The organism is Corynebacterium sp. 045007 (assembly GCF_040743205.1).
Taxonomy (GTDB): Bacteria; Actinomycetota; Actinomycetes; order Mycobacteriales; family Mycobacteriaceae; genus Corynebacterium; species Corynebacterium jeikeium_D.
Genome location: NZ_JBFLKW010000009.1, coordinates 64,083 through 86,573, shown reverse-complemented (window position 1 = coordinate 86,573; position 22,491 = coordinate 64,083). Strand labels below are relative to the sequence as shown.

Below are 22,491 nucleotides of genomic sequence, written 5' to 3'. Positions count from 1 at the left end.
CTAGATATATGCTTCCGGAGCATATACTTTCCGGAAACCTACAGGTCAATCCGTGAAAATCCGCGATTCCGGACACACTTTTTGACCCTTAACCCCGATTAGGCGCTAGTCGGCAATCCCATCAATGTGCGCCAGCAGGGCCGAGTTGTAGTACTCCGGGGTTTCCTGGTTGAGCAGGTGCTTGGCCGGCGAAATGACGACCATGGTCGAGCCCGCGATGCCGTCGTGAAGCGAAGTGACGACGTCGAGGGACGTAGAGGTGTCCTGCTTACCGGCGATGACCAGCGTCGGAGCGGTGATCTCGGCGAGGCGCTCGCGGGTGTCGAAGCGAGAGAGTGCTCCGCAGGCGCCGATGTAGCCGTCATCGGGGCAATCTGCGATCATGTCGCGGAAGCGGGCGGGGAGCTCAGGGGTAGTGTCGAAGCACTCGTCGGTAAACCAGTTGCGGACGACAGTGTCCGCGAGCGCGCCTGTGCCCTTGTCACGCACGAGCTGGGCCTTTTCCTGCCAGGCCTCGGGTGTGCCGAATTTCGGCGCCGTCGACGACAGTGTCAGACTGACCACGCGATCGGCGTGTTCTAGTGCGATGGTCTGGGCGATAGCGCCGCCGAGAGATAGTCCCACAAAATGTGCACGGTCAACATCCTCCTCATCGAGGACCTCGATGATGTCGGCGGCCAAGTGGCTCATGTCCCACTCACCCTCGGGGATAGGGGAATCGCCATGGCCGCGGACATCTGGCGTGATGACCTGGTACTTTTCGCTCAAAGCGGCTACCTGGGGCTCCCACATCTCCTGTGTGGTGCCCAGCGAGCCAATCAGGACAACCGTACCGTTGTCCTTGTGGTTGATTGCATGTGCGGTGTAGTCGATGGCCACGAGATCCTCCTTGAAGGTGTTGGCTGTGTCAGCTGTGCCAGCTGTGTCTGCTAATTCTCGGCGTTGCGAGCAGCTTCAGCGGCAGCCCGACCAGGGCCGTCGTCCTTCTTGGCCTCTGCCTCAGCGGCTTCCACGCGCTGCTTCGCCATGGACTCACGAGCGGCCTCCAGCCACTCCGGCATCTGCTCGAGCAAATCCTTAATCTCCGCCGTTGTCAGCGGCTTGTCCATGTCGTTCTTCTTCAACGCCGTGATAGTGATGCCCAGCTTGCGGGCAACTTCTGGACGCGGGTGCGGTCCGTTGCGGCGTAGCTCAGCGAGCCATTCCGGCGGATTGGATTGCAGTTCGGCAAACTGCGCGTGCGAAATCTCACCAGTGCGAAATTCCTCGGGTGTGGCCGGGAGGAAAATGCCAAGTTTTTTGGCTGCGGTTAGGGGTTTCATGGGTTCAACGCTAGCACCCATTCGAGTAACCTTGCGGAGTATGTCGACTCCTGAACCCGCCGTCCTGCGCATCGTGTTCGCCACCGGCACCAGTCCCGAGAAGTGGTTTCGCCGCTTTAGGGATCGAATTCCGGCAACACTGCACACCCACGCCGCCGACGATCCGATGTCCGACCTGGTCGGCGGCGCCGCTGACATGGCGCTGGTTCGGTTAGAGTCCGAAAGCTCGCTGCCCGAGTCGCTCCATCGCATCCGGCTTTACGACGAAGCCTGGGGCGTGGCCTTCGAGAAAGAGCACGTGTTCTCCCTCACAGAGTCCGTGCCGGAGGAGCTGTTGGCGGACGAAACTGTGCTGTTGACCTCCGTGGATCCGGATGAGCTGCGACAGATGCTGCCCGTTGCGGCCACTGGTGCAGGTGTCGTGGTGGGACCTCGCACGATTTTGAAGGCGCTGTCGAAGAAGGCGGTGGCCTCATCGAACTTGGTGGCCGAGGAAGGCGCCACGGAACCGCTGTCTCGGACAGCTATTTGGTTGGTGTGGCCGAAAGTAGAGGACGACGAGCTCCGGCAGGAGTTCGTCGGCATTGTCCAGGGGCGCAGGGAGGGCTCGACGCGCACGCAGTTGGGGCGCAAGAAGGCTGATGAAGCTCCAAAGAAGTTGTCGGCCCGAGAAAAGACGCTTGCTAAGCAAGCCCGCCGGCAGCGCGCTGGGGCCGTCGTAAAGCATGCGCGTAGTAGCCGTAGCGGGCGTCGAAGCAGCGGTGGAAGCGGTCGACCGCGTAGGCGAAAGTAATCTTTTTACAATATTTTTGCCGTTTCGTTCGACGTGCGCGGAAAAATTAGCCACACTTGTAGTTATGGCTGAAAAGAAGCGCGATTTCACGATTCGAATGATGCGTGAAGAGGACTATCCACAGATCCAAGAGATCTACGAGATTGGCCTGGATACGGGGCACGCGTCCTGGGAGCACTCCGCTCCCGAGTGGGACGAATTCATCGCACTCAAACGAGTGGATTTGTGTTACGTCGCCGTCGACGCAGAAAACCCGGACAAGATTCTGGCTTGGGCATCGGCAGCGCCGGTATCCAAGCGCCCGATTTTCAATGGCGTCATCGAAGACTCCATCTACGTCCATCCTGACGGGCAGGGCATGGGGCTGGCGGCGACGCTGCTGCAGAAGCTTATCGACGATGCCACGGAGCTCGACTGCTGGTCGATTCACTCGTGGGTCTTCCCGGAGAATGTGGGATCGTTAAAGCTGCATCGAAAGCTCGGCTTCCGTGAAGTGGGGATTTACCACCACATGGCAAAGATGACCTACGGCCCAATGGCGGGGCAGTGGCGCGATGTCATTATTTTGGAAAAGCTCCTGGAAAAGCCAGAGGAGCGCGCACTGAAGCGCGTCCAGGAAGAAGCAGAAGCCGCCGGTGAGCCGAACCGTCCGATTCTGGACAAGCTCGACCGCGCCGACGGCCAGGTGGGGGCATAGCTGCCGGGAGCCGCGGCTCCCGCGAATTAATTATTCGACGGTTTCCTTCAACGGATCCTCGCGAACAAAGAACACAATGATTGCTGCCAGAATAATCACTGGCATTAGTACCAAGAAGATCGGCGTCAAACCATCGTTGTAGCTGGAGATCAGCGCTTCGTGGATTGGCGCCGGCATGCTATCTAGGACGTGCGGCGTCAGTGAACCAATCGACTTAGAGGAAAAGCCCTCCGGGCCCATCTGCTTTGCGAACTCTGCTGCAGCCTCCGGTGATGCGGCCTTGATCTGTTCGACAGCAGCCGGAACGCGTTCGCCTGCCAGGTCCTTCATGCGGTGGATGAAAATCGAACCCACAATGGAGGAACCGACCGCACCACCAATCTGGCGGAAGAAGTTATTCGCAGCGGTAGCGGTACCGACCATCGCGACCGGGAAGGAGTTCTGCACGATGAGAACTAGAACCTGCATGCCGGTGCCCAGGCCGAAGCCCATGATGAACAGGTACACACCAACCTGCCACAGCGGGGTGGTGGTCTCCAGCGTGGACAGCAAGTAGAGGGAGACAGCCATAATCATCAGGCCGACGAAGGGGTAGAAGCGATACTTACCAGTCCGCGAAATAATCTGGCCAACGCCAATTGAGGTGAGCAGCATGCCGACCATCATCGGCGTCATCATCAAACCTGCAGCGGTCGGTGACATTGAGTGCACCATCTGCAGGTAGGTCGGAATATAGGCCATAGTGCCGAACATCGCGATACCCAGAATGAGACCCGACACAGTCGTGAGCACGAAGTTCCGGTTATTAAACAAGTGCGTCGGAATCAGTGGGTTGGAAACGCGAGTCTCGGTGAGGAAGAACAGCACCCAGGAAACGACAGAGGCAACGATAAGCGAGATGATGACCCCGGAGTTCCAGTCGTACTGTGTACCGCCCCACGTGGTGGTGAGAATTAGCGTCGAGGCAGCGGCAGTCAAGAACATCGTGCCGATGTAGTCGAAGTTTCCTTCACTCTGGCGTCGGGGCAGCTTCAGGAAGGCCGCAGCTGCCGATAGTGCAACCACGCCCATCGGGACGTTGATCCACAGGCCCCAGCGCCAGCCCGGGCCGTCGGTGAACCAGCCTCCCAGCACTGGTCCCAGCACGGAACTCAGACCGAACACAGCACCCATGATGCCCATGTACTTACCGCGCTGGCGTGCGGGAATAACCTCGGCCAGGATGGCCTGTGAGGAAACCATCAATGTACCGCCAGCAAATCCCTGAAAAGCGCGGGCGGCGATGAGCAGGCTCATGGAGTTGGTGATTGCACCCATGACGGAACCGACCATGAACAGCGCGATGCCCATCATGAACAGGCCCTTGCGCCCAATCATGTCACCGAGCTTGCCGACAATCGGCATTGCCACAGTCTGTGCCAACAGGAATGCAGAAATAACCCACGACATGTGGTCAACTCCGCCGAGCTCGCCGACGATGGTCGGCAGGGCAGTGGCGAAAATCATCTGCCCCAGCGAGCTCATCAGCATAGTGAGAATGAGCGCGAAGAAAATGATTCCCAAGTGGGACTTGTTGTCAGAAACCGTGGTGTCGGTTTGATCTTGAGCAGTGGTGTTGCTAGCTGTCACTATTCCTCCTCCAGAAATTTTTAACGACGTCGGCGGCGTCGTGAAGCGGTGTATCTGTTGTGAATTCGTCCCGATGAGCCGATGAGTACAGCACGCATTCGCGGACGAAACCGACCGACAGTGCTACCTCGTGCCCGACGGGCAGCTCGGGGTGCGTGCGCGACTGTGGATTCATCTCGAAATAGCGCTCAAAGGCAGAACGGACGCGGCGCATTGAGTTGCCAAAATTCGAAATGACAACCGTCGATAGCTTTGGCTCATTGCGCAAAATCTCGCGGATACGCTCCTTGAGCAGACGGTGAAACTCTTCGGTTGCCCCCAGCTCTTTATATCGGAGTAGCTGGGATTGCTGCTTTTTCTCGATGAAATCGAGCATGTCCGCGATGGGGTCTTGGTGAATTTGGGCGAGGAATACCTCTTCATCGTCAGCATCGAATGACATGATGCCGTTGCCGAAGATGGCTTGATCCTTGGAGTCGAAGTAATTGAAGAATGTGCGTCGACTGATATTGACCCGCTGACAGATGTCTTCGATGTTGACTTGGTCGTATCCGCGATCCAACACAAGGGCGGTCGCGGCATCGGCCAAAGCGCAGTGTGTTTGAAACCTTTTGAGCTCCCGGAGACCGCACTCGGGGTGTTGGCCCGGATCCAATCTGTGATAGGTATTCTCATCAATTTGCACGAGGTGCAAAGTTACACCGAGTGCAATGTGATGGCAAGTTGATGAGTCAACAGGTGTTTAAGTACCTATGCAGAGAGCATCTTTGGGTTGTTCAGGATGCCGTGGACTCAGGCGCAGGGGTCGGGTTGTTGATAGTCGCAACGCGCCATTCAATTACACAACCTTCGTGTTTTGTGTAGGCACGGTGGAAGGCTACCTCTCCTTCAATAGCTCGTGGCGCAGGGCGTCGTTAAGCGAAGTGAAGCGGAACCTGTGCCCCGCCTTTTGCAGCGCTGCTGCCTCTACTCTCTGATTCGCGAGAGCCAACTCCGCAGCACCGCGTTTGCCCAGCAGTACTGCAGGCCCCAGTGAAGGAATCGGAACCGCCGTCGGGCGGTGCAAGACCTCTCCCAATACCCTCGTGAACTCCGCATTATTCACTCCGAAAGCCAGTGGCACCACCGCATTGACAGGTCCGGCAAGGCCGGAATCTGCCAACGACCGGTGATAGATGTCCAACAGGTCGTCCAAAGCAATCCACGGGAACCACTGCTCGCCCGACCCCAATCTGCCTCCAAGCCCGGTGAACACCACGCCCGCTAGTAGCGGCAAGAGACCGCCGCCACCAGCAAGCACGAGACCAGTGCGGACGTTTACGACCCGCTTGCCTGCATCGCGAGCGGGATCCCATGCATTTTCCCAATCGCGCACAATAGCCGAGAGACTGTCCGCGGCGGCGCTGCCGTCGTAACGCTGCGCTTCCGCGCCAGGGCCAGCGTCCTCGGTGAGCACCTCTGGGCCACGATCCGCACCGTAGAACCCCACCGCCGACGCTCCAACCGCGACCTTCACGCTGTCAGTAGATGCAACGAGCTTTGCCAGAGCTCGCGTTGGTTCGACACGGGAATGGCGAACCTTTCGAAGATGCGCCTCCGTGAAGCGCCCCGCAATCGGTGCGCCGGCCAGATGGATGACCGCGTCGACTCCCTCCAGCAAGTCAGCTGCGGGTGCCGCAGTATCCCAATATCGCTTGTCCACACCCGTCTGTTCACGTGAGCGCACCAGCAAAATCACCTCATGTCCGGCCGTGGTCAGTAGCGCGCGCAGCTGCGTTCCGACGGTCCCCGTAGCTCCACTGATCGCCACTGTCAGCGGCTCCGGCACATGCCCCAAATACTCCGAAAGCCTATCGACGGCCGCAAGGTCGCCAGCAACCTTCGTAGCACGGTAGGCGAACATCGAATCCAACCCGGGTACCGGAACCTTGGTGTCAACGGTGTCCTCTAAAACCGTGCCAGCGCTGCCGTCGCCAAGCGGAGTATCGGAGAGAACGTGGGTGTGCTTCCACCCCGTGATGCGGCGAAAGGGCTCGCTGGTGACTTCGTCAATGAATCTCTGGCCGGGGAGGAAACCGGCCGGGTCGTGACGTGCAATCCATTTGAGGCCAGCCGGCATGGAGAATACGGTCGTGCCGTCGGCGAGGTTGGCGGATTCGGATTTCGGTGACATCGGGAGAAGCCCCGGTGTTAGGCGGGTGACAGCGCCTGGGCGGGAGAACCACTCGGCGACGCAACGGCGAGGAAATGCGATGGTGTGGCGATAGGTGGGAATAGTTAGTCACTCTCTGAAACTTGTCCGACGTTAAGGAAAAATAGTAGACCCCGAAGTCTTTCAGCGAAGTGAGACTACGGGGTCTTATGCGTAAGGTGCTCTCACACCTTCGAGTTCAGAAAGAACTAGTCACGATCAGTGTTGGCCATTGCCAGCACGTCGAGGCGCTTGTCCAGCTCTTCCTCGGTCAGCTTCTCGCCGTCGACGAAGCCCATGTCGATAACAGTCTGACGGATGGTCTTACCTTCCTTCAGAGCAGTCTTAGCGACCTTAGCTGCGTTCTCGTAGCCGATGGCGGAGTTCAGCGGGGTCACAATCGACGGGGAGGACTCAGCCAGAGTCTTCATACGCTCAACGTTCGGCTCGATGCCGTCCACCAGCTTCTCGGCGAAGACGCGTGCGGTGTTCGCCAGCAGCTTAGCGGACTCCAGCACGTTACGTGCCATGACCGGGATGAAGACGTTCAGCTCGAATGCGCCGTTAGCGCCAGCAAACTCAACAGCGGTGTCGTTGCCCAGAACCTGCGCTGCGACCTGGGTGGCAGTCTCGCACAGAACCGGGTTGACCTTACCCGGCATGATGGAGGAACCCGGCTGCAGATCCGGCAGGTGAATCTCAGCAAGGCCGGTCAGCGGGCCGGAGCCCATCCAGCGAATGTCGTTAGCGATCTTGTTCAGGGAGACTGCGACGGTGCGCATAGCGCCGGAGAATTCGACCAGGGCATCGCGGTTAGCCTGAGCCTCGAAGTGGTTCTGAGCCTCGCGCAGCTCCTTGATGCCGGTCAGTTCGACGAGCTCAGCGGTGACCTTGGCACCGAAGTCCGCCGGGGTGTTCAGGCCGGTGCCAACAGCGGTACCACCGATTGGCAGCTCGCCCAGACGCGGCAGGGTGGCCTCGATGCGCTCAATGCCAGCCTCAATCTGGCGAGCGTAACCCGAGAACTCCTGACCCAGGGTCACCGGGACAGCGTCCATCAGGTGAGTGCGGCCGGACTTAACAACGGTCTCCCATTCCTTGGCCTTCTTAGCCAGGGACTCCTGCAGAACCTTCAGTCCCGGGACGAGGTCCTTGACAGCTGCCTCGGTTGCTGCGACGTGAGTGGCAGTCGGGAAGGTGTCGTTGGAAGACTGACCCATGTTGACGTGGTCATTCGGGTGAACCTCAACGCCGTTGGCCTTTGCGATGGACGCAATGACTTCGTTGGTGTTCATGTTGGAAGAAGTGCCCGAACCGGTCTGGAAGACGTCAATCGGGAACTCAGCATCGTGCTTGCCTTCGGCAATTTCCTTGGCAGCGGCGACGATGGCATCTGCCTGCTCAGCAGACAGCAGGCCGCGCTCCTTGTTGACGATGGCGCAAGCTGCCTTCAGCAGACCCATAGCGCGAATCTGTGCAGACTCCAGCGGACGGCCGGAAATCGGGAAGTTCTCAACTGCACGCTGAGTCTGTGCGCGCCACAGGGCGTTAACCGGAACCTTAACCTCGCCCATGGTGTCGTGCTCGATGCGGAACTGCTGCTCTGTCATTCGTTGCCTCTTTCAGTTAGGGGAACTTGAGTGCGCGCAGAACGACCCCTCATTGCGCATGCAATTTTCATGCGATGCAGAACCGTTAGCGCATTCGTCTTCAAGTATGAATCAGTTTGTTAAAAAAGTGGTGCCCTGAGGGCACCACTAAAGGGGTAGTTACTTACAGATCGATGTCAGGCATCTCGCCCTTGCCGTAGTCGATGCTGGCGTACTTGCGCAGCTTCTCCAGGGAGTGGAAAGCCTCGATGCGACGAATGGTGCCGGACTTGGAGCGCATAACCAGCGAGCGGGTCCACGCGCCGTTACCGCGGTAAGCGACACCGCGCAGCATGTCACCGTTGGTGACACCAGTGGCAACGAAGTAGCAGTTGTCGGATGCGACCAGGTCATCGGTGGTCAGAACACGAGAAAGATCGTGCCCAGCGTCGAGAGCCTTCTTAATTTCGGCCTCATCGCGCGGGTGCAGTTTGCCCTGGATTTCGCCGCCCATACACTTCATGGCGCATGCGGTGATGACACCTTCTGGGGTGCCGCCGACGCCCATCATGATATCGACCGAGTTCGTGTTCTGAGCTGCGGCAACAGCGCCAGCAACGTCACCATCGCCAATCAGTCGAACCTTGGCGCCAGCTTCGCGGATGTCACGAATCATGTCAGCGTGGCGCGGGCGATCCAGCACGACAACAGTGACATCTTCCGGACGCAGCCCCTTGGCCTTAGCAACGACCTTGATGTTGTGCTCAACTGGAGCCTCGATGTCAATCTTGCCGGCAGCCTCCGGGCCAACAGCAATCTTATCCATGTAGAACACAGCCGACGGGTCGTACATGGAGCCGCGGTCTGCAGCAGCAAGAACAGCGATAGAGTTCGGGCGGCCCTCTGCCATCAGAGTCGTGCCGTCAATCGGGTCAACCGCGATGTCAACGGCCGGGCCTTGGCCGTTGCCGACCTTTTCGCCGTTGAACAGCATCGGGGCTTCGTCCTTTTCGCCCTCGCCAATAACAACGACACCGTTCATAGCCACGGTGTTGATGAGCTGACGCATGGCATCGACGGCAGCGCCGTCGCCCTTTTCCTTCTGACCACGACCGACCCACTGACCAGCTGCCAGTGCAGCGGACTCAGTAACTCGGACGAGCTCCATCGCAAGGTTGCGATCTGGTGCTTCAGGATTCGAGGCGTTCATTGACTTCTGGCCCTTCCGTGGTTTTTGAGAACTCTTTTGAGGTTTGAGAATGTGCTGGGAGACGCCACGCCAGGAAACTGGGGTTTAGCGTTGCAACAATTTCTATTGATTGATGTTTGGCGCATCAGTTTTAGCGCCTTTGCATCTGTTACTAGTGTTCCACCTTTTTGGTGTTCGGGGGTGGACGCAGCGCCAAAGTGGGGGGAGTTTCAGGGCTAAACCCCCACATCACGCGGTTATCAAAAGTTTGTTCCGGCGTCAGTTCGCTTGACGACGTCGACAGCGTCCGTCATCAAGTATTGCTAGCTGCAGCTGTGCGGGTGCGACTGATGACTAGGTTCGTTGCGGGGCCTTTGGCATACTTGAGCGCGTGGCGAATGAGAAACCTAGGATTTTGCAGGACAGTCGAGACATGATTCTCACCCTCGTGGTGATGTTTCTTGCGGTGGCTGTCACCATTGGCTTTACCGGCCTGTGCAGTTTTAACCCCGGGAAGCCGGAAAACGGTCCGGTGCGCGAGGTCGATGCCGCCCCATTCGTGAACGTGGAGGCTCGGCGCGTGGACTATCCAGTTCGCCTGCCGAAGGTGCCTGAGGGCTGGACTTCAAACTCGACCCGCGCGGGTATGGCGGCGGGGAAGCAGACAACCATTATTGGCTATGTCACCGCTAGCGGAGCATTCATTCAGGTCACGCAAACAGATGCGGAAGCAGGTCAGCTGCCGGATGATGGTAAGAACCGTCTCCGGGACGGTACTACTGACGTGGAAGGTACAACCTGGACTAAGTATGAGCCGGCTGAGGACAACGTGCGTCGCGTATGGGTTGGGGACCTCGGTGACTCCCGCGCAATTATCGAGGGCACTGCCAACGACGAGGAGTTCACACAGTTGGCGGCGGCATTGCAGAAGGCCGAGCCAATTGATCCGGACACGACAATGCCGGATTCGTCACAGCCGCAGCAGACTGCGTCCGAGACGCCGTCGGCACCAGCAAAGTAGGCCGAGTCGAGCACTCACCTGGATGGGTAATCCCAACTAGGGCCATAAAATAGCTGAACTCAGCTATCAGCGAAGAGACGAGAAACGATATGAACTGACGATCGTTTCTCGTCTCTTTTTAGTCCTCATCGCCCACATTCTCGGCAGAAGCCGAGACATCCTGATTCTTGCTGGCCAAGGCGGCTTCAACCTTTGCCCGTGCGCCAGCCAAATGCTCCTCGCAGCGGCGGGCCAGCGCCTCGCCTCGCTCCCACAGCGCCAGGGATTCATCCAGGCTCATCTGTCCGAGTTCTAGGAGCTTGACGGTCTCGGCCAGCGCATCTCGAGCCTGCTCGTAGCTCAGGTTCTCTACCGGTACCTGTTCCTCCGAAGAGGGAGCCTGACCCGCGCCGAAAACATTGTCATTCATTAGCGAATACGTCCTTCACATCTAGTAGTTAAAGCTCTAAGGTTGGAAAAGTCATTGCTTACTAATTCGCCGGCTTCGTAGCTAGCGTCGCTGCAGAGATGGAGCCGTCACTGACGCGAATTCGCAGTTGGGAACCCATCGGAGCATCTGCAATAGAGGTCACAATCTGTGGTTCCGGCTGAGTAGCCGATTGTGCCTGCACGATGGCATAGCCGCGAGCGAGCGTGGCAGAGGGGCCAAGTGCTGAAACCTTGCCGCGCAATCCCGATACCACGGCTTCCTCACGTTCCAGACTGCGGTGGATGAGAAAACGTAGCCGATCGACCTGCGCCGTGACAAACTCTTCACGCACGCGGATGGGAGTGAGCGGATCGCGCAGTACCGGCCGCGACGTCAAATCCCGCAGAGTCGCTACTTCACGGTCAACCCATCGCCGCAGAGATGCCGAGGAGCGCTCACGCAGCTGTGCAATGAGGCGGCGTTCCTCAGCAGCATCGGGCACTGTTTTCTTGGCTGCATCCGTCGGTGTGGCAGCACGTAAATCAGCGACGTAATCCAACAGCGGAGTATCCGGCTCGTGCCCGATTGCAGAAACCACCGGTGTTGTCGCCTTACTCACCGCACGAATCAGCGCCTCATCTGAAAAAGGCAGCAAATCTTCGACACTGCCACCGCCACGGGCGACGATGATGACATCGACCTCCGGGTCGGCGTCGAGCTGTGCCAGCGCTTCAATAATCTCCGGAACAGCCTTGGCGCCCTGCACAATTGTGTTGATTACCCGGAAATCCACTTCGGGCCAGCGGGCACCCGCGACCGAAAGCACATCGCGTTCAGCTGCCGAACCGCGACCGGTAATCAACCCGATCTTGTTGGGGAGGTAGGGCAGAGGGCGTTTCAGCCGTGGATCAAAGAGGCCTTCCGCCGCTAGTGCCTGGCGCAGCTGCTCCAACCGTGCCAACAGTTGCCCCAAACCTACGGGCCTCCACTCCGTAGCCCACAGGGAAAACTGCCCCCGCCCGGCATAAAACGCAGGCTTGCCCAAAACCACTACGCGGTCGCCGTTGCGCAACGGATTATTGCGGAGAGCCGCCGTAGAACAAGTCACCGATACCGAAAACTCCGCGGAGGTGTCACGCAGAGTGATGTAGGAGAGCTTCCAGCTCGGCTTGGAGTTGACCTGGGCGATTTCCCCCTCGACCCAAATCTGTCCAAGGCGCTCAATATAGTCCTTGACTAACTGGTTCAGGCGCCGAACCTGAACCGGTTTCTCGGCCGACGTTTCCAATTTCGACATACATCAACACTTACACGATGGGGCGGATCGTCCTGCTTATAAACGCACGTTGCCCACAGGCTAAATCTGCCTGTGGGCAACTGTGACGGTAAGGTGCAAGCCCGAGCTACTTGCGGTAACGAGACCTGCTATCGCGCCCGGTTATGCGCTCCTGGCGAGGGCGCTGCTGTCGCGGTGGCCACTCCTCGGTGCGGCGGTGGTTGCCTACTTGGCGTGCGGGGCTCTGTCGAGGCTTTTCGGACCGGGACTCCGGCGAAGACTGTTCTCCCCACATCCGTGCCGTTCCTGCCGCTTGACGACGGGGAAACTCCTGCGTTGGCCGCTGCGGTGCGTTTGGCCGTTCAATCGGACGACGAGGCTGCTGTCTGGTCGAGTTTGGCGAAGTGGAATCCTGAGTGAACTGCGCCTGGCCCGGATGCGGGCGAGACTGCCAACGGGATGTTGGCTGCTGGGCCCGCTGGGCGAAATTCGAGCGCTGCTGGGCGCGCTCCCCAGAGCGGTCAACTGGTCGCTCACGCAGTTGCTCGGCGTTGCGCGATGCCGAGCTGGCGCTCGCTGCCGGTCGGGCACCAGAACGAGAAGTCTCCTGCCGAGAGCGTGCAGCCTGCTGGCGCGCCTGGCGGCGAGCTTCGGCATCTCGGATAATGTCCGCAGCGGGACGTCGTGAAGCAGGGCGTTCCTGAGAGCGAGAAGCTACGCGGCGATCAGATTCGGCGAGACGACGGCGAACCTGAGAGCTGGATTCGACAGCGGCTTCGTCACGGTGCTGGCGTTGTTTAGCGGCCTTGCGCTGGGTGTTGAGGGATTTCTCCTGGGTGCGGGTGATTTCGAGGTAACGCCACACTGCGATGATGACACAGATAATCATCAAGATCAGCAGCCACGGGAATTGCTGGATGATGGGATATGCGGAGGTCACCAGGCGAGCGCGTTTAGAGGTCGTCGCGGTCGCGCCACCATTTTCGGGATCGGCGAGAGAACCGGTAAACCACGCTGTGAAAAAGGTGACAAGCGCGAACAAAATAGGGATTTGAGCGACGGTAACTACCAGACCGCGAGGAACCACCAACAGTGTTCCGGCCACAGCAGCCACGGCAAAAGCAATGAAGTAGGGCTTGCCAAGCGAACCGTTGGGAACAGAAAAGAGCAAACCAAAAACGCCGGCCAGAAGCATCAGCAACGGCGGCACAAACATTGGCACGCGTGGAAGCAGGGGTTTGTTCCCACTGCCTTTACGGGTTATTGCTGATCTGTTCGACACGAATGCGTATCCTACCGGTTATTAGTGATAAAAACGGGCAAGCCCGGTATAAGAGCCTGCCCGTGTCTTGGAATCTCGCCCTACTTGTTTTTCTTAGAGAAAGGCCCGGAGACGACTTCAGTGACCTTGTGGAAGGCCTTGGTCATCGCTCCCTCTTCCTGCTTGGTCGGACCAGCATCGGGGGAAACTTTACCGGCGGTGCGAGCATCTGCCTTCACAGCGCTCTCCGCGGAGCTGTCGGAGTCATCACTGCCCAGACGGAACGAAGCCAGTCGGTCGCGCATTGCACGGCCGGCAGCTTCAATCTGAATGCCGGAGATTGATCCGGCATCCGTGGCGAACTCGATGTCCTTTGCGGTCTTGTCACCCGTTCGCAAATCCGTGAGGTCGCCGAGGTAGCGGAACCAGACCGCGACGACTGCAGTGACTGGCACAGCCAGGAAAGCGCCGATGATGCCGAAGATACCGCCACCGAGCAGAACCACCAACAGGACGATTGCGGCGTGCAGGTCCATAGCCTTGGACTGCAGAATCGGCGAGAGGATGTTGCCCTCAATCTGCTGGACGGCAATGATGATGAGCAAGACAAAGATTGCTGTGGTCAGGCCGTTGGCAACAAGTGCGACAACCACCGCAATGAAGCCGGCGGTGAACGCGCCGACAATAGGAATGAAGCCAGCGAAGAAAGTCACCACGGCCAGGACCATTGCCAGCGGCACATTCAAAATCGCAAGACCGGCACCGATGAAGACCGCGTCGATAAGCGAAACGATAGCCTGCGTGCGGATGTAGCCCGACAGCGTGTTCCAGGAGCGGGTGAGTACCTCCGTGAGATGCCAGCCGAGGCGACGTCCGGTCAGGCGGCGGAGCCATGGCAGGAAGTCCTGGCCGTCCTTGATGAAGAAGAACGTCAGCACCAGCATTGCCATCAAGGTTACGGCGACCGAAGAGACCACCGAGATGCCTTGGAAGACTGTGTTGGCGATATCGCCGGAGCGCTCCTGGAGCCATTGGGAACCCTGGTCCAGAGCGTCGAGGATTTGTTCATCCTTGACGTTAAATGGCGGGGCCTGAATGATGTTCTGGACTTCTTGAATGCCATCTGTGAACTGGCGACGCAATTCGGGGAACTGCGACTGCACAGTCGGTGCGAGGAACGCGACGACGCCGCCAAGCAGCGCCAGCGCGCCTAGGATGACCGTCAGTGCGGAGAGTGCGCGGGGCCAGCGGTGTTTCATCAGGAACACGGCGGGCGGAGCCAGCACCGTGGAGACAATCAGGGCCAACAGAATCGGCAGAACGCCAGCCCAAATCTTTCCCAGAATCATAGCGCTGACGTACAGCGCCGCTGCGGTGATGAGGAAACGCAGGCACCAACCTGCGAACCACCGGGCACCCTCGCCAATGACGTCGGCGCGGTCGATGGATTCGGCGTCGTTTTCGCTCATAAGCTCATCGAGGTTTTCAGCATCTTCCGGCAAATCCGGCTGCGTTGCCGCTGACTTATGGGCATCGGAGGGGATAGACAGAGACTGTTCTATACGCAGAGGCTCCGATCCCATTACGTGATCGATAGCGTCTTTTTCGGACTGCGCAGTCCACTCTTCGCCTTCATTGGGTTTATTGCTCACGTATTCATTATGGGGGTTCGGAGGGGATAGGGGGCAACTTCACGAAGTTAGGGCGAGTTCAAATCTGTCTCTCCGAGCCCGTAAGATGGGCAATGTGAGTCTTACACTTGGAATCGTCGGTCTGCCCAATGTCGGAAAGTCAACCCTGTTTAACGCCTTGACGCGCAACGATGTGCTGGCTGCGAATTATCCGTTCGCCACCATCGAGCCGAACGTCGGCGTTGTGGAGCTTCCCGATCCCCGTTTGAATAAGCTCGCCGAAATTTACGGCTCTGAGCGTATTCTTCCGGCTACAGTGTCGTTTGTGGACATCGCCGGCATCGTCAAGGGTGCATCGGAGGGCGAAGGTCTAGGTAACAAGTTCCTCGCCAACATCCGCGAGGCTGACGCGATCTGTCAGGTCGTCCGTGTCTTCAATGATGATGATGTCGTGCATGTCGACGGCAAGGTTGACCCGGCCTCTGACATCGGTGTGATTGAAACCGAGCTGATTCTGGCTGATATCCAGACTATTGAGAAGGCGCTGCCGCGTCTGGAAAAGGAAGCCAAGAAGGATAAGGAAAAGGTCGGTGAGGTTGAAGCCGTCAAGCAGGCTCTCGCTGTGCTGGAAGAGGGACGCACTCTCTTCGCAGCTTCCGATGACGTGAAGCTCTCCGCTCTGCGCGAGCTGCACTTGCTCACCGCAAAGCCGTTCCTCTACGTCTTCAACGCTGATGAGGAAGTGCTTGCCGACGAGGACCGCCGCGCGGATCTGGCCGCTGCTGTGGAACCGGCGGACTGTGTGTTCCTCGACGCCAAGGCTGAGTCGGACCTACTGGAGCTGGATGAGGAATCCCGCAATGAGCTCCTGGCTGAAATTGGCCAGACCGAGCCGGGTCTGCATTCGCTTGCTCGCGCTGGTTTCCGCACTCTTGGTCTGCAGACTTACCTGACCGCTGGCCCGAAGGAGTCTCGCGCCTGGACCATTCCGAAGGGTGCTACGGCCCCGCAGGCTGCCGGCGTGATTCACACTGATTTCGAGCGTGGCTTCATTAAGGCTGAAATTGTGTCTTTCAGTGATCTGGTCGAGGCCGGTTCGATTGCCGAGGCAAAGGCCAAGGGCAAGGTTCGCCAGGAGGGCAAGGACTACATCATGCACGACGGCGACGTGGTTGAATTTAAGTACAACGTGTAGCTAAGGGCCTTATTAATAGCGTTTGACAACAAGCGCTCCTATTTGCCGTCGTATCTCACGAGACGCTGACGTGGATGGCCGCACCATCGACCTGCAGCCTCAGGACTGTGAAGTCATTGCAAAGCAGCGTGGCTTGCACGTTGGACATAGGACATAACGACGTCGATCAGTCCATTTCCGCGTCAAAGAAGAATGTGGCTCGCCCCAACTACGACGCCATGGTGGCATCCCTCGAACGCGGCGAAATCGACGCGATCATCTGCTGGGACCTCGCTGGACAGTCCGATCGGTCGGACAGAATTACTCCCGCACCCCAGCGTAATCAGGGGTGCACCTTAAAAACATTCGGAGGTGGGGGTAACTCCCCCTCGTTGCCCAGAGACAAAATACGCCAGTGGCGTCTGTATGACGCCCCGAAGGTAGGACAAATTCCAATCCAGAGAGCTCTTGCACTGTTGCGGTGCGGTTGTCTTCTTTCTCACCGTATTGCACCCTGCGAAATTAATTGGATACGATAGAACCATGTTGATTTTAAGTTTCGTTTTCATGCGGCCGCTCACCAACCGCTAAGGCGGTTTTCTCCCTCCCGCGGGTCAAAAACCGCTCCGGTCCTTTAGCCGGGCGGCCATTTGCCATGCCCGGCTCCGTTTCAACTCCACGGAGCACACCTGATGTCTACATACGGATACGGCCGTCACGAACATGGCCAAAATTTTCTCACAGACCAAAAGATCATCAACACCATCGTCGATCTTGTAAAACAAACCACCGGCCCCATCATCGAGATCGGGCCGGGAAGCGGTGCCCTCACTCACCCGATATCCCGCTTGGGGAGGGCAATAACGGCAGTTGAGGTAGACGCAAAACTAGCTGCCAAACTCACAAAAAAGACCGCCTCGGCGTCGGTCGAAGTGGTCCATGATGATTTCCTTAACTTCCCGTTACCCGCCACTCCCTGCGTCATTGTGGGAAACATTCCCTTTCACCTCACCACTGCCATTCTTCGAAAGTTGTTGCATGCGCCGGCATGGACTGACGCTGTACTCCTCATGCAGTGGGAAGTCGCTCGCCGCCGGGCCGGGGTAGGCGCAAGCACGATGATGACGGCTCAGTGGTCCCCATGGTTCACGTTTCACCTTGGTTCCCGAGTACCAAGGTCTGCTTTCCGTCCACAGCCTAACGTTGACGGGGGGATCTTAGTGATCCGCCGGGTGGGTGACCCGAAGATCCCGATAGAGCAACGCAAAGCCTTTCAGGCTATGGTGCACACCGTTTTCACCGCCCGGGGACGCGGGATAGGGGAAATTCTCCGAAGGGCAGGGTTGTTTTCATCACGTTCAGATACACAATCATGGTTGCGCTCGCGAGGAATCGACCCCGCAACCCTACCCCCCAGATTGCGCACCAGCGACTGGATCGATCTCTTTCAGGTGACTGGTTCCTCTCCATCGCACCATCGGCCAATTTCACAATCGGGAAGTAGTCAACGCCCTCCTCAACGCAAAAAACGAGGCCGGCGGCGTTAATCTCCCCGCCACCCAAACCGAAATCCACCAGTAGTAGTGGACGACCAGTGCTGGTCTACCGTGAGCCGGGTTATGACAGTGACGTGTTCTCGTCGGGCACAGTCATAGTTCCCGGCGTTGCCGGCGACAGGGTTCTATACCCAGCAGCGGGGCCGATCAAAATTACCCGCACGGGGAACGACCCTGCTGGTGGTTTCGATTTTGATGGAAGCGAGGAGATTAGCCCCTCGACAACTCCCCGTAGCTGGCGAACAGTAGCTCCTGGCGCTGGCGCTCGTTGGTGAGTTTGCGTGCCACACCGAAAGCTTTATTTACTTCTCGGTCCATTTCGTCGTGAGCCTTGAGCAGAGTTTGGTCCATCGCTAACGGGTTGTAGTGCTCCGCGAGTGACCCCTCGGGGTGCCGCTCGCGGGCCCGCAGTACCAACTGTCCAGCGTCGATGATTCGCTGCTGCGCTTTCTCATCTAGTTCACACGGAGCTGGTCCGAAGGAGTAGCTCCCGGTGTACTCCGAAGAACGGAAAAATGAATAGTGGGGATACATCGACTTCCATTTTCCATTCTCCCGGCTCAGAGTATTGAGGGGGCTGGGACCGGGTCCGTAAACCCTTTATGTTTTCCACGCACAGCGGTTTATAGCGACGATCCCTATAGGTTTTCCGCAGAACCTATATGTATTTCTGTGCACCCCCATGTTGTCCGTTTTAGCGGTATTTCGTTGCTACTTCCGCACTTGCGAATAAAATGGTTATTTATCGCCGACACTCCGTGGAGTTCAAGTTCAACGTGTAACGCGGAGCGTTAATGACGTTTCGCGTTATTGGGGGGGGTAGGTTGAAGAGCGCTGTCTCTATCTCCGGTTTTCGTTCGGCCTCGGTCCATTCCGCTACCTCGAGTGTAGAATCTGCAAGCGGTATCGGGCCGTTGAACTATTAGGTTCACCCACAGTTCCCGTGCCTGCACGCATCGAGAAGGACCAGGTGGTGAACTCGAATGACTCGCCTGGTCCAACGTGTGTGCGCTCGGCGCGTGGTTTAACTCTTATAAGACTTGCCGGTCACAGCCTCAGCGTTTCGCTCGTGCAGCCCGCAGGCCGTTCAAGATCACGATGACTTCGGCGACTTCGTGAACCAACACGACGGCGGCCAGGCCCAGCACACCGCTGATCGCCAGTGGCATCAACACGATAATGATAGCCAGAGACAGCACGATGTTTTGGTTGATGATCCTGCTGCCTCGGCGGGCGTGCTGCAGCGCCTGCGGGATCAGCCGGAGGTCGTGGCCAGTGAAGGCGACGTCAGCGGACTCGATCGCGGCGTCAGAGCCGGTTGCTCCCATCGCAATGCCCACCGTTGCGCCCGCCAGTGCCGGCGCGTCGTTGATGCCGTCGCCGATCATCGCCGTCGGCGTCTTGGAGGAGAGTTCGGCTACGATGCTTGCCTTGTCCTCCGGGCGCAGCTCGGCGCGCACGTCGTCGATTCCGGCGATTTCAGCCAGCGCCCGGGCGGTACGAGTGTTGTCGCCGGTGAGCATGCTCACTTCCACATCGTTGGCGCGCAGGGTCTGCACGGCTTCGGGCACCTCGGGCCGCAGCTCGTCGCGGACGCCGATCGCTCCGGCGAGGGCGTCATCGACGGTGACCAGGACGCAGGTCTGGCCTTCGGACTCCATGCGCTCAACGTCTCCCTTCAGTGGCCCGGCGTCGATCCACCGGGGGCTGCCGACCAGCACCCGTCGACCTTCGACGGTGCCGCCGATGCCATGTCCGGCTTCCTCGCTGATGTCCAGGGCGGCGGGCGCTTCGGGCCCCGCTGCCGCGATCGCCGCGGCGAGGGGGTGCGTCGATTGCTGCTCAACTGCCGCCGCGAAAGTAAGCACCTGCGCCCGATCAAACCTGTCTGCCGGGACCACGCCGGTAACCTCGGGCTGGTTGCGGGTAAGGGTTCCGGTCTTGTCCACCGCCAGGTGACGGATGCCGCCGAGCCGCTCGAACGCCGCGCCAGACTTGATGACCACGCCGAACTGGCTGGCCGCGCCGATCGCGGCCACGACCGTCAGCGGCACGGAGATTGCCAGCGCGCACGGCGACGCTGCGACCAGAACCACCAACGCACGGGTGATCCACGTCTCGGGGTCGCCCAGCAGCGAGCCAATCATGCCGACCAGCACCGCCAGGATCATCACCCCGGGCACTAGGGGTTGGGCAATCCGGTCGGCGATCCGGGCGCGGTCGCCCTTTTCCGCCTGCGCCTGCTCGACCAGGTCCACGAGTGTGGTCAGCGAGTTGTCCGTTCCAGCTGCGGTCGTCTCGACCTCCAGCACGCCGGCGGAGTTGATCGCTCCCGCGGGCACCTCGTCGCCGGGCGCAACCTCCTCCGGAATGGATTCTCCGGTGATCGCTGAGGTGTCAAGGCTGGAGCGCCCAGACCGAATGATGCCATCCGTGGCAATCCGCTCTCCGGGGCGCACGAGCATCAGCTCGCCAGCCACGAGGTCCTTCGCTGCGACCTCAACCGACGTGCCGTCGCGCAGCACCGTCGCGGTCTGCGGTACCAACTTCAACAGCGCCCGCAGTCCGCCCTGTGCCCGATCCATCGCCTTGTCTTCCAGCGCCTCGGCGATCGAGTACAGGAACGCTAGCGCCGCGGCCTCCCCGACGTAACCGAGGATCACCGCGCCGACCGCGCTGATCGTCATCAGCAAACCAATGCCGAGCTTGCGCTTCGTGACAAGGTTTCGGATCGCGCCGGGCGCGAACGTATATGCCCCTAGCAGCAGGCCGACCCAGAACAGTACTGTCGCGGGTGTCTCGAGCCTGGACCAGTCCAGCGCCAGGCCTATGCCGAGGGCTATGCCGGAGAAGATCGGCATTAGCAACTCGGGGTCCTTCCACCATGGCCGATCGAGATCTTCGATCTCCGTGGCTGGTTCGTGTTCGCATCCACATGCTGAACTCATGCGTCCGCTCCTTTTCCGTCGCAGCCGGGCACCGAGCACTCAGGGTCGATGCACGGGGCGTTTTCGTCGACAGCCAACGTCGCGTTCACTAGCGCGTTGAGCGCTGTCGCAAGGTGCGGATCGGCGATTTCGTAGCGTGTCTTGCGGCCCTCCGGCTCGGCGACGACGATGCCGCAGTCACGCAAGCAGGTCAGGTGGTTCGAGACGTTCGAGCGGGTCAGGTCCAGGTCGCGCGAAAGCACGGCCGGGTAGCTCGGGCCGTCGAGTAGGGTGATCAGGATTCTGGAGCGCGTCGGATCCGCCATGGCCCGGCCGAGCCGGTTCATGACGTCGAGGCGTGAAGCAATAGTCAGCATATGCTGAACTATACAGCAATTACTGAACTTTTCAACACGCACTGAACTGACATTGAAGCGAAGAGCTTGCGAACTGGAGGAATTAGTCGATGGGATAGCCGGTAACTGGGCCTTCGTGATTCGGCTGCCAACCCAACGCGGGGGCGACATGCGTGGCGAAGTTGTCCAAGATCTTCACGTTGACGTCGACGCCCATCCCAGTGGGGATGGTGATGAGCAGGGTGTCGGCGGACATGACGGCGGCGTCGGCTTTGAGTTGCTCAATGAGTTTGTCCGGCTCGGCGGCGTAGGCGCGGCCGAAGGTGGAGGCGCCGACGTCGGGAAGCATGCCCACCTGATCGGAGCCGGAGGCCTGCATGCCGAACAACTGCATGTCCGCGCCGTCGACGATGGGGAAGACGGAGCGGGACACCGACACACGCGGCGTCCAATCGTGGCCCGCCTTCTTCCACGCGGCGCGGTAGCGGCTGATCTGATCCGCCTGGATTTCGCCCAGAGTCTCGGCGGTGGTCTCGGAGACCAGGGTGGAGGACATCAGGTTGAGCCCGTCCTTGGCGGTTTGCTCGGCAGAAGCGTGGGTGCCGGAGCCGTAGAAAATGTGCTTACGCAGCTCGGGCACCATGGGGAAGACCGGCAGGGCGGAGCCGGGTTGGAACATGTTGGGGTACTGCCGGTCTAGCGGTGCGGCGGTGGCGAATCCGTTGCCGTCCACTGCAGCCATGAACGCCTCGAGGTGGGCTCGCGCCACGTCCGCGCCGTTGGGCGCTTTACCCTTGTAGCCGAAGGCCTCCCAGCCGCGGTCAGCCACCTCTGGGGCGCCGCGCGAGACGCCCAGGGCCACGCGGCCACCGGAAATTTGGTACAGCGACGCGGCCTCTTCGGCGAGGTAGAGCGGGTTTTCATAGCGCATGTCGATGACACCGGTGCCCATCTCGATGTGTTTGGTGGTGGCCGCGACAGCACCCAGCAGCGGCATCGGGGCGGAGGCCTGCGGCACGAAGTGGTGGACTCGGAAGGACGCGTTGTTCACGCCGATTTCGTCCGCAGCCTGGGTGATCTCCAGATGAGTCTTGGCGATCTTTTCCGCAGATGGCCCGCGCTGGCCACCGAAGGCGTAATGCCCGAAGCTTAAGAATCCGAACGCTTTCATTGGATAACACTCCTTTTCATGGTGCTAACGAGAAAGTAACTTTGCAACGAGATACCGTGGACTTTAAGCTCGACGTCTAGGTCCGTGGCAAGACGGTAGATCGATTTTTCGATTCGGCGCTTTGGGGCGCTACCGGAGTCCCCGGTGGTCTTCTTAGATTGAGCGGTTCAGATTTCCTAACCTAAAGCTCGTTTGAGCGTGCTATCCGCTGGTGCGCCTCCGATACTGCTGCTCATAAGGTGGCGGGCGCTCCATGAATACAAAGCGTAGGTCAGGCCGAGGAGGATGCAGCCCCCTGG

21 protein-coding genes are annotated in these 22,491 nt (G+C 59.2%); 6 read left to right on the top strand and 15 right to left on the bottom strand.

The features are described from left to right. Positions 1–105 precede the first annotated feature (105 nt). Both AB1Z34_RS06375 and AB1Z34_RS06370 read right to left on the bottom strand, forming a co-directional pair. A complete protein-coding gene (locus AB1Z34_RS06375; RefSeq protein ID WP_016423180.1) occupies positions 106–879 on the bottom strand; it encodes an alpha/beta fold hydrolase in 774 nt (257 codons plus the stop codon). Positions 880–929: 50 nt separating this feature from the next. Then, positions 930–1,322: a DUF5997 family protein gene (locus tag AB1Z34_RS06370; RefSeq protein ID WP_042389451.1), complete on the bottom strand. Its 393-nt coding sequence runs from the start codon at positions 1,320–1,322 to the stop codon at positions 930–932. Between the two features lie 40 nt (positions 1,323–1,362). Here AB1Z34_RS06370 and AB1Z34_RS06365 point away from each other — a divergent pair, with 40 nt between their 5' ends. After that, positions 1,363–2,115 carry a LysR family transcriptional regulator gene (locus tag AB1Z34_RS06365; protein ID WP_049172269.1) on the top strand — a complete coding sequence of 251 codons (753 nt, stop codon included), beginning with the start codon at positions 1,363–1,365 and terminating at the stop codon, positions 2,113–2,115. A 64-nt stretch (positions 2,116–2,179) separates the two neighbouring features. Beyond that, positions 2,180–2,812 carry a GNAT family N-acetyltransferase gene (locus AB1Z34_RS06360; protein ID WP_016423177.1) on the top strand — a complete coding sequence of 211 codons (633 nt, stop codon included), beginning with the start codon at positions 2,180–2,182 and terminating at the stop codon, positions 2,810–2,812. A gap of 30 nt (positions 2,813–2,842) precedes the next feature. Here the strand turns inward: AB1Z34_RS06360 and AB1Z34_RS06355 are convergent, their stop codons facing one another. The 5 genes from AB1Z34_RS06355 to glpX all read right to left on the bottom strand — a co-directional run bounded on the left by AB1Z34_RS06355 (position 2,843) and on the right by glpX (position 9,431). Next, positions 2,843–4,441, bottom strand: coding sequence for an MDR family MFS transporter (locus AB1Z34_RS06355; RefSeq protein WP_049172271.1), 1,599 nt, complete (start codon positions 4,439–4,441; stop codon positions 2,843–2,845). Next, on the bottom strand, positions 4,431–5,126 hold the full coding sequence (locus AB1Z34_RS06350) for a TetR/AcrR family transcriptional regulator (RefSeq protein WP_049172273.1): 696 nt from the start codon (positions 5,124–5,126) through the stop codon (positions 4,431–4,433). Before AB1Z34_RS06350 ends, AB1Z34_RS06355 begins: the two co-directional genes overlap by 11 nt. A 192-nt stretch (positions 5,127–5,318) precedes the next feature. Continuing rightward, entirely contained in the window at positions 5,319–6,614 is a 1,296-nt protein-coding gene (locus AB1Z34_RS06345) for a TIGR01777 family oxidoreductase (protein WP_224783732.1), read from the bottom strand. A gap of 227 nt (positions 6,615–6,841) precedes the next feature. Then, a complete protein-coding gene (locus tag AB1Z34_RS06340) occupies positions 6,842–8,242 on the bottom strand; it encodes a class II fumarate hydratase (protein ID WP_016423173.1) in 1,401 nt (466 codons plus the stop codon). A gap of 163 nt (positions 8,243–8,405) precedes the next feature. Next, positions 8,406–9,431 (bottom strand): class II fructose-bisphosphatase, encoded by a 1,026-nt coding sequence (gene glpX, locus AB1Z34_RS06335; RefSeq protein ID WP_005510610.1) that lies wholly within the window; start codon positions 9,429–9,431, stop codon positions 8,406–8,408. A 370-nt stretch (positions 9,432–9,801) separates the two neighbouring features. On the opposite strand from glpX, the gene AB1Z34_RS06330 reads away from it, so the two are divergent. Further along, entirely contained in the window at positions 9,802–10,431 is a 630-nt protein-coding gene (locus AB1Z34_RS06330; RefSeq protein WP_080969536.1) for a DUF4245 domain-containing protein, read from the top strand. A gap of 118 nt (positions 10,432–10,549) precedes the next feature. Here the strand turns inward: AB1Z34_RS06330 and AB1Z34_RS06325 are convergent, their stop codons facing one another. The 4 genes from AB1Z34_RS06325 to AB1Z34_RS06310 form a co-directional block, all read right to left on the bottom strand. Continuing rightward, positions 10,550–10,840 (bottom strand): exodeoxyribonuclease VII small subunit, encoded by a 291-nt coding sequence (locus tag AB1Z34_RS06325; RefSeq protein WP_367158083.1) that lies wholly within the window; start codon positions 10,838–10,840, stop codon positions 10,550–10,552. A 61-nt stretch (positions 10,841–10,901) separates the two neighbouring features. Further along, on the bottom strand, positions 10,902–12,137 hold the full coding sequence (xseA, locus tag AB1Z34_RS06320; protein ID WP_016423170.1) for an exodeoxyribonuclease VII large subunit: 1,236 nt from the start codon (positions 12,135–12,137) through the stop codon (positions 10,902–10,904). A 106-nt stretch (positions 12,138–12,243) separates the two neighbouring features. After that, positions 12,244–13,332, bottom strand: a complete 1,089-nt coding sequence (locus tag AB1Z34_RS06315) for a DUF6542 domain-containing protein (RefSeq protein WP_367158087.1) — start codon at positions 13,330–13,332, stop codon at positions 12,244–12,246. A gap of 146 nt (positions 13,333–13,478) precedes the next feature. Continuing rightward, positions 13,479–15,029 (bottom strand): AI-2E family transporter, encoded by a 1,551-nt coding sequence (locus AB1Z34_RS06310; protein ID WP_016423168.1) that lies wholly within the window; start codon positions 15,027–15,029, stop codon positions 13,479–13,481. Between the two features lie 94 nt (positions 15,030–15,123). Here AB1Z34_RS06310 and ychF point away from each other — a divergent pair, with 94 nt between their 5' ends. The 3 genes from ychF (at position 15,124) to erm (ending at position 17,729) form a co-directional block, all read left to right on the top strand. Beyond that, positions 15,124–16,203 (top strand): redox-regulated ATPase YchF, encoded by a 1,080-nt coding sequence (ychF, locus tag AB1Z34_RS06305; RefSeq protein ID WP_367158082.1) that lies wholly within the window; start codon positions 15,124–15,126, stop codon positions 16,201–16,203. 74 nt (positions 16,204–16,277) lie between these two features. Further along, positions 16,278–16,721, top strand: coding sequence for a recombinase family protein (locus tag AB1Z34_RS06300; RefSeq protein WP_367158080.1), 444 nt, complete (start codon positions 16,278–16,280; stop codon positions 16,719–16,721). Positions 16,722–16,874: 153 nt separating this feature from the next. Then, on the top strand, positions 16,875–17,729 hold the full coding sequence (gene erm, locus AB1Z34_RS06295; RefSeq protein WP_070429178.1) for a 23S ribosomal RNA methyltransferase Erm: 855 nt from the start codon (positions 16,875–16,877) through the stop codon (positions 17,727–17,729). A gap of 219 nt (positions 17,730–17,948) precedes the next feature. On the opposite strand, the gene AB1Z34_RS06290 is transcribed toward erm, so the two are convergent. The 4 genes from AB1Z34_RS06290 to AB1Z34_RS06275 form a co-directional block, all read right to left on the bottom strand. Continuing rightward, a complete protein-coding gene (locus tag AB1Z34_RS06290; protein WP_049189366.1) occupies positions 17,949–18,272 on the bottom strand; it encodes a type IIL restriction-modification enzyme MmeI in 324 nt (107 codons plus the stop codon). Between the two features lie 521 nt (positions 18,273–18,793). After that, the gene (locus AB1Z34_RS06285) at positions 18,794–20,686 is read right to left on the bottom strand and encodes a heavy metal translocating P-type ATPase (protein ID WP_367158078.1); all 1,893 of its coding nucleotides are present in this window, start codon (positions 20,684–20,686) and stop codon (positions 18,794–18,796) included. Further along, positions 20,683–21,042: a helix-turn-helix transcriptional regulator gene (locus tag AB1Z34_RS06280; protein ID WP_012359887.1), complete on the bottom strand. Its 360-nt coding sequence runs from the start codon at positions 21,040–21,042 to the stop codon at positions 20,683–20,685. Before AB1Z34_RS06280 ends, AB1Z34_RS06285 begins: the two co-directional genes overlap by 4 nt. An 82-nt stretch (positions 21,043–21,124) precedes the next feature. Further along, positions 21,125–22,192: an LLM class flavin-dependent oxidoreductase gene (locus tag AB1Z34_RS06275; protein ID WP_201844441.1), complete on the bottom strand. Its 1,068-nt coding sequence runs from the start codon at positions 22,190–22,192 to the stop codon at positions 21,125–21,127. Between the last annotated feature and the right edge of the window lie 299 nt (positions 22,193–22,491).

Excerpts from the sequence above, each read along its gene's own strand:
- AB1Z34_RS06345 (WP_224783732.1), bottom strand. The coding sequence starts at position 6,614 with ATGTCACCGAAATCCGAATCCGCCAACCTCGCCGACGGCACGACCGTA.
- AB1Z34_RS06285 (WP_367158078.1), bottom strand. The coding sequence starts at position 20,686 with ATGAGTTCAGCATGTGGATGCGAACACGAACCAGCCACGGAGATCGAA.
- AB1Z34_RS06365 (WP_049172269.1), top strand. The coding sequence starts at position 1,363 with ATGTCGACTCCTGAACCCGCCGTCCTGCGCATCGTGTTCGCCACCGGC.
- AB1Z34_RS06315 (WP_367158087.1), bottom strand. The coding sequence starts at position 13,332 with ATGTTTGTGCCGCCGTTGCTGATGCTTCTGGCCGGCGTTTTTGGTTTG.
- AB1Z34_RS06370 (WP_042389451.1), bottom strand. The coding sequence starts at position 1,322 with ATGAAACCCCTAACCGCAGCCAAAAAACTTGGCATTTTCCTCCCGGCC.
- xseA (WP_016423170.1), bottom strand. The coding sequence starts at position 12,137 with ATGTCGAAATTGGAAACGTCGGCCGAGAAACCGGTTCAGGTTCGGCGC.
- AB1Z34_RS06325 (WP_367158083.1), bottom strand. The coding sequence starts at position 10,840 with ATGAATGACAATGTTTTCGGCGCGGGTCAGGCTCCCTCTTCGGAGGAA.
- glpX (WP_005510610.1), bottom strand. The coding sequence starts at position 9,431 with ATGAACGCCTCGAATCCTGAAGCACCAGATCGCAACCTTGCGATGGAG.
- AB1Z34_RS06340 (WP_016423173.1), bottom strand. The coding sequence starts at position 8,242 with ATGACAGAGCAGCAGTTCCGCATCGAGCACGACACCATGGGCGAGGTT.
- AB1Z34_RS06280 (WP_012359887.1), bottom strand. The coding sequence starts at position 21,042 with ATGCTGACTATTGCTTCACGCCTCGACGTCATGAACCGGCTCGGCCGG.
- AB1Z34_RS06290 (WP_049189366.1), bottom strand. The coding sequence starts at position 18,272 with ATGTATCCCCACTATTCATTTTTCCGTTCTTCGGAGTACACCGGGAGC.
- erm (WP_070429178.1), top strand. The coding sequence starts at position 16,875 with ATGTCTACATACGGATACGGCCGTCACGAACATGGCCAAAATTTTCTC.
- AB1Z34_RS06360 (WP_016423177.1), top strand. The coding sequence starts at position 2,180 with ATGGCTGAAAAGAAGCGCGATTTCACGATTCGAATGATGCGTGAAGAG.
- AB1Z34_RS06275 (WP_201844441.1), bottom strand. The coding sequence starts at position 22,192 with ATGAAAGCGTTCGGATTCTTAAGCTTCGGGCATTACGCCTTCGGTGGC.
- AB1Z34_RS06300 (WP_367158080.1), top strand. The coding sequence starts at position 16,278 with ATGGCCGCACCATCGACCTGCAGCCTCAGGACTGTGAAGTCATTGCAA.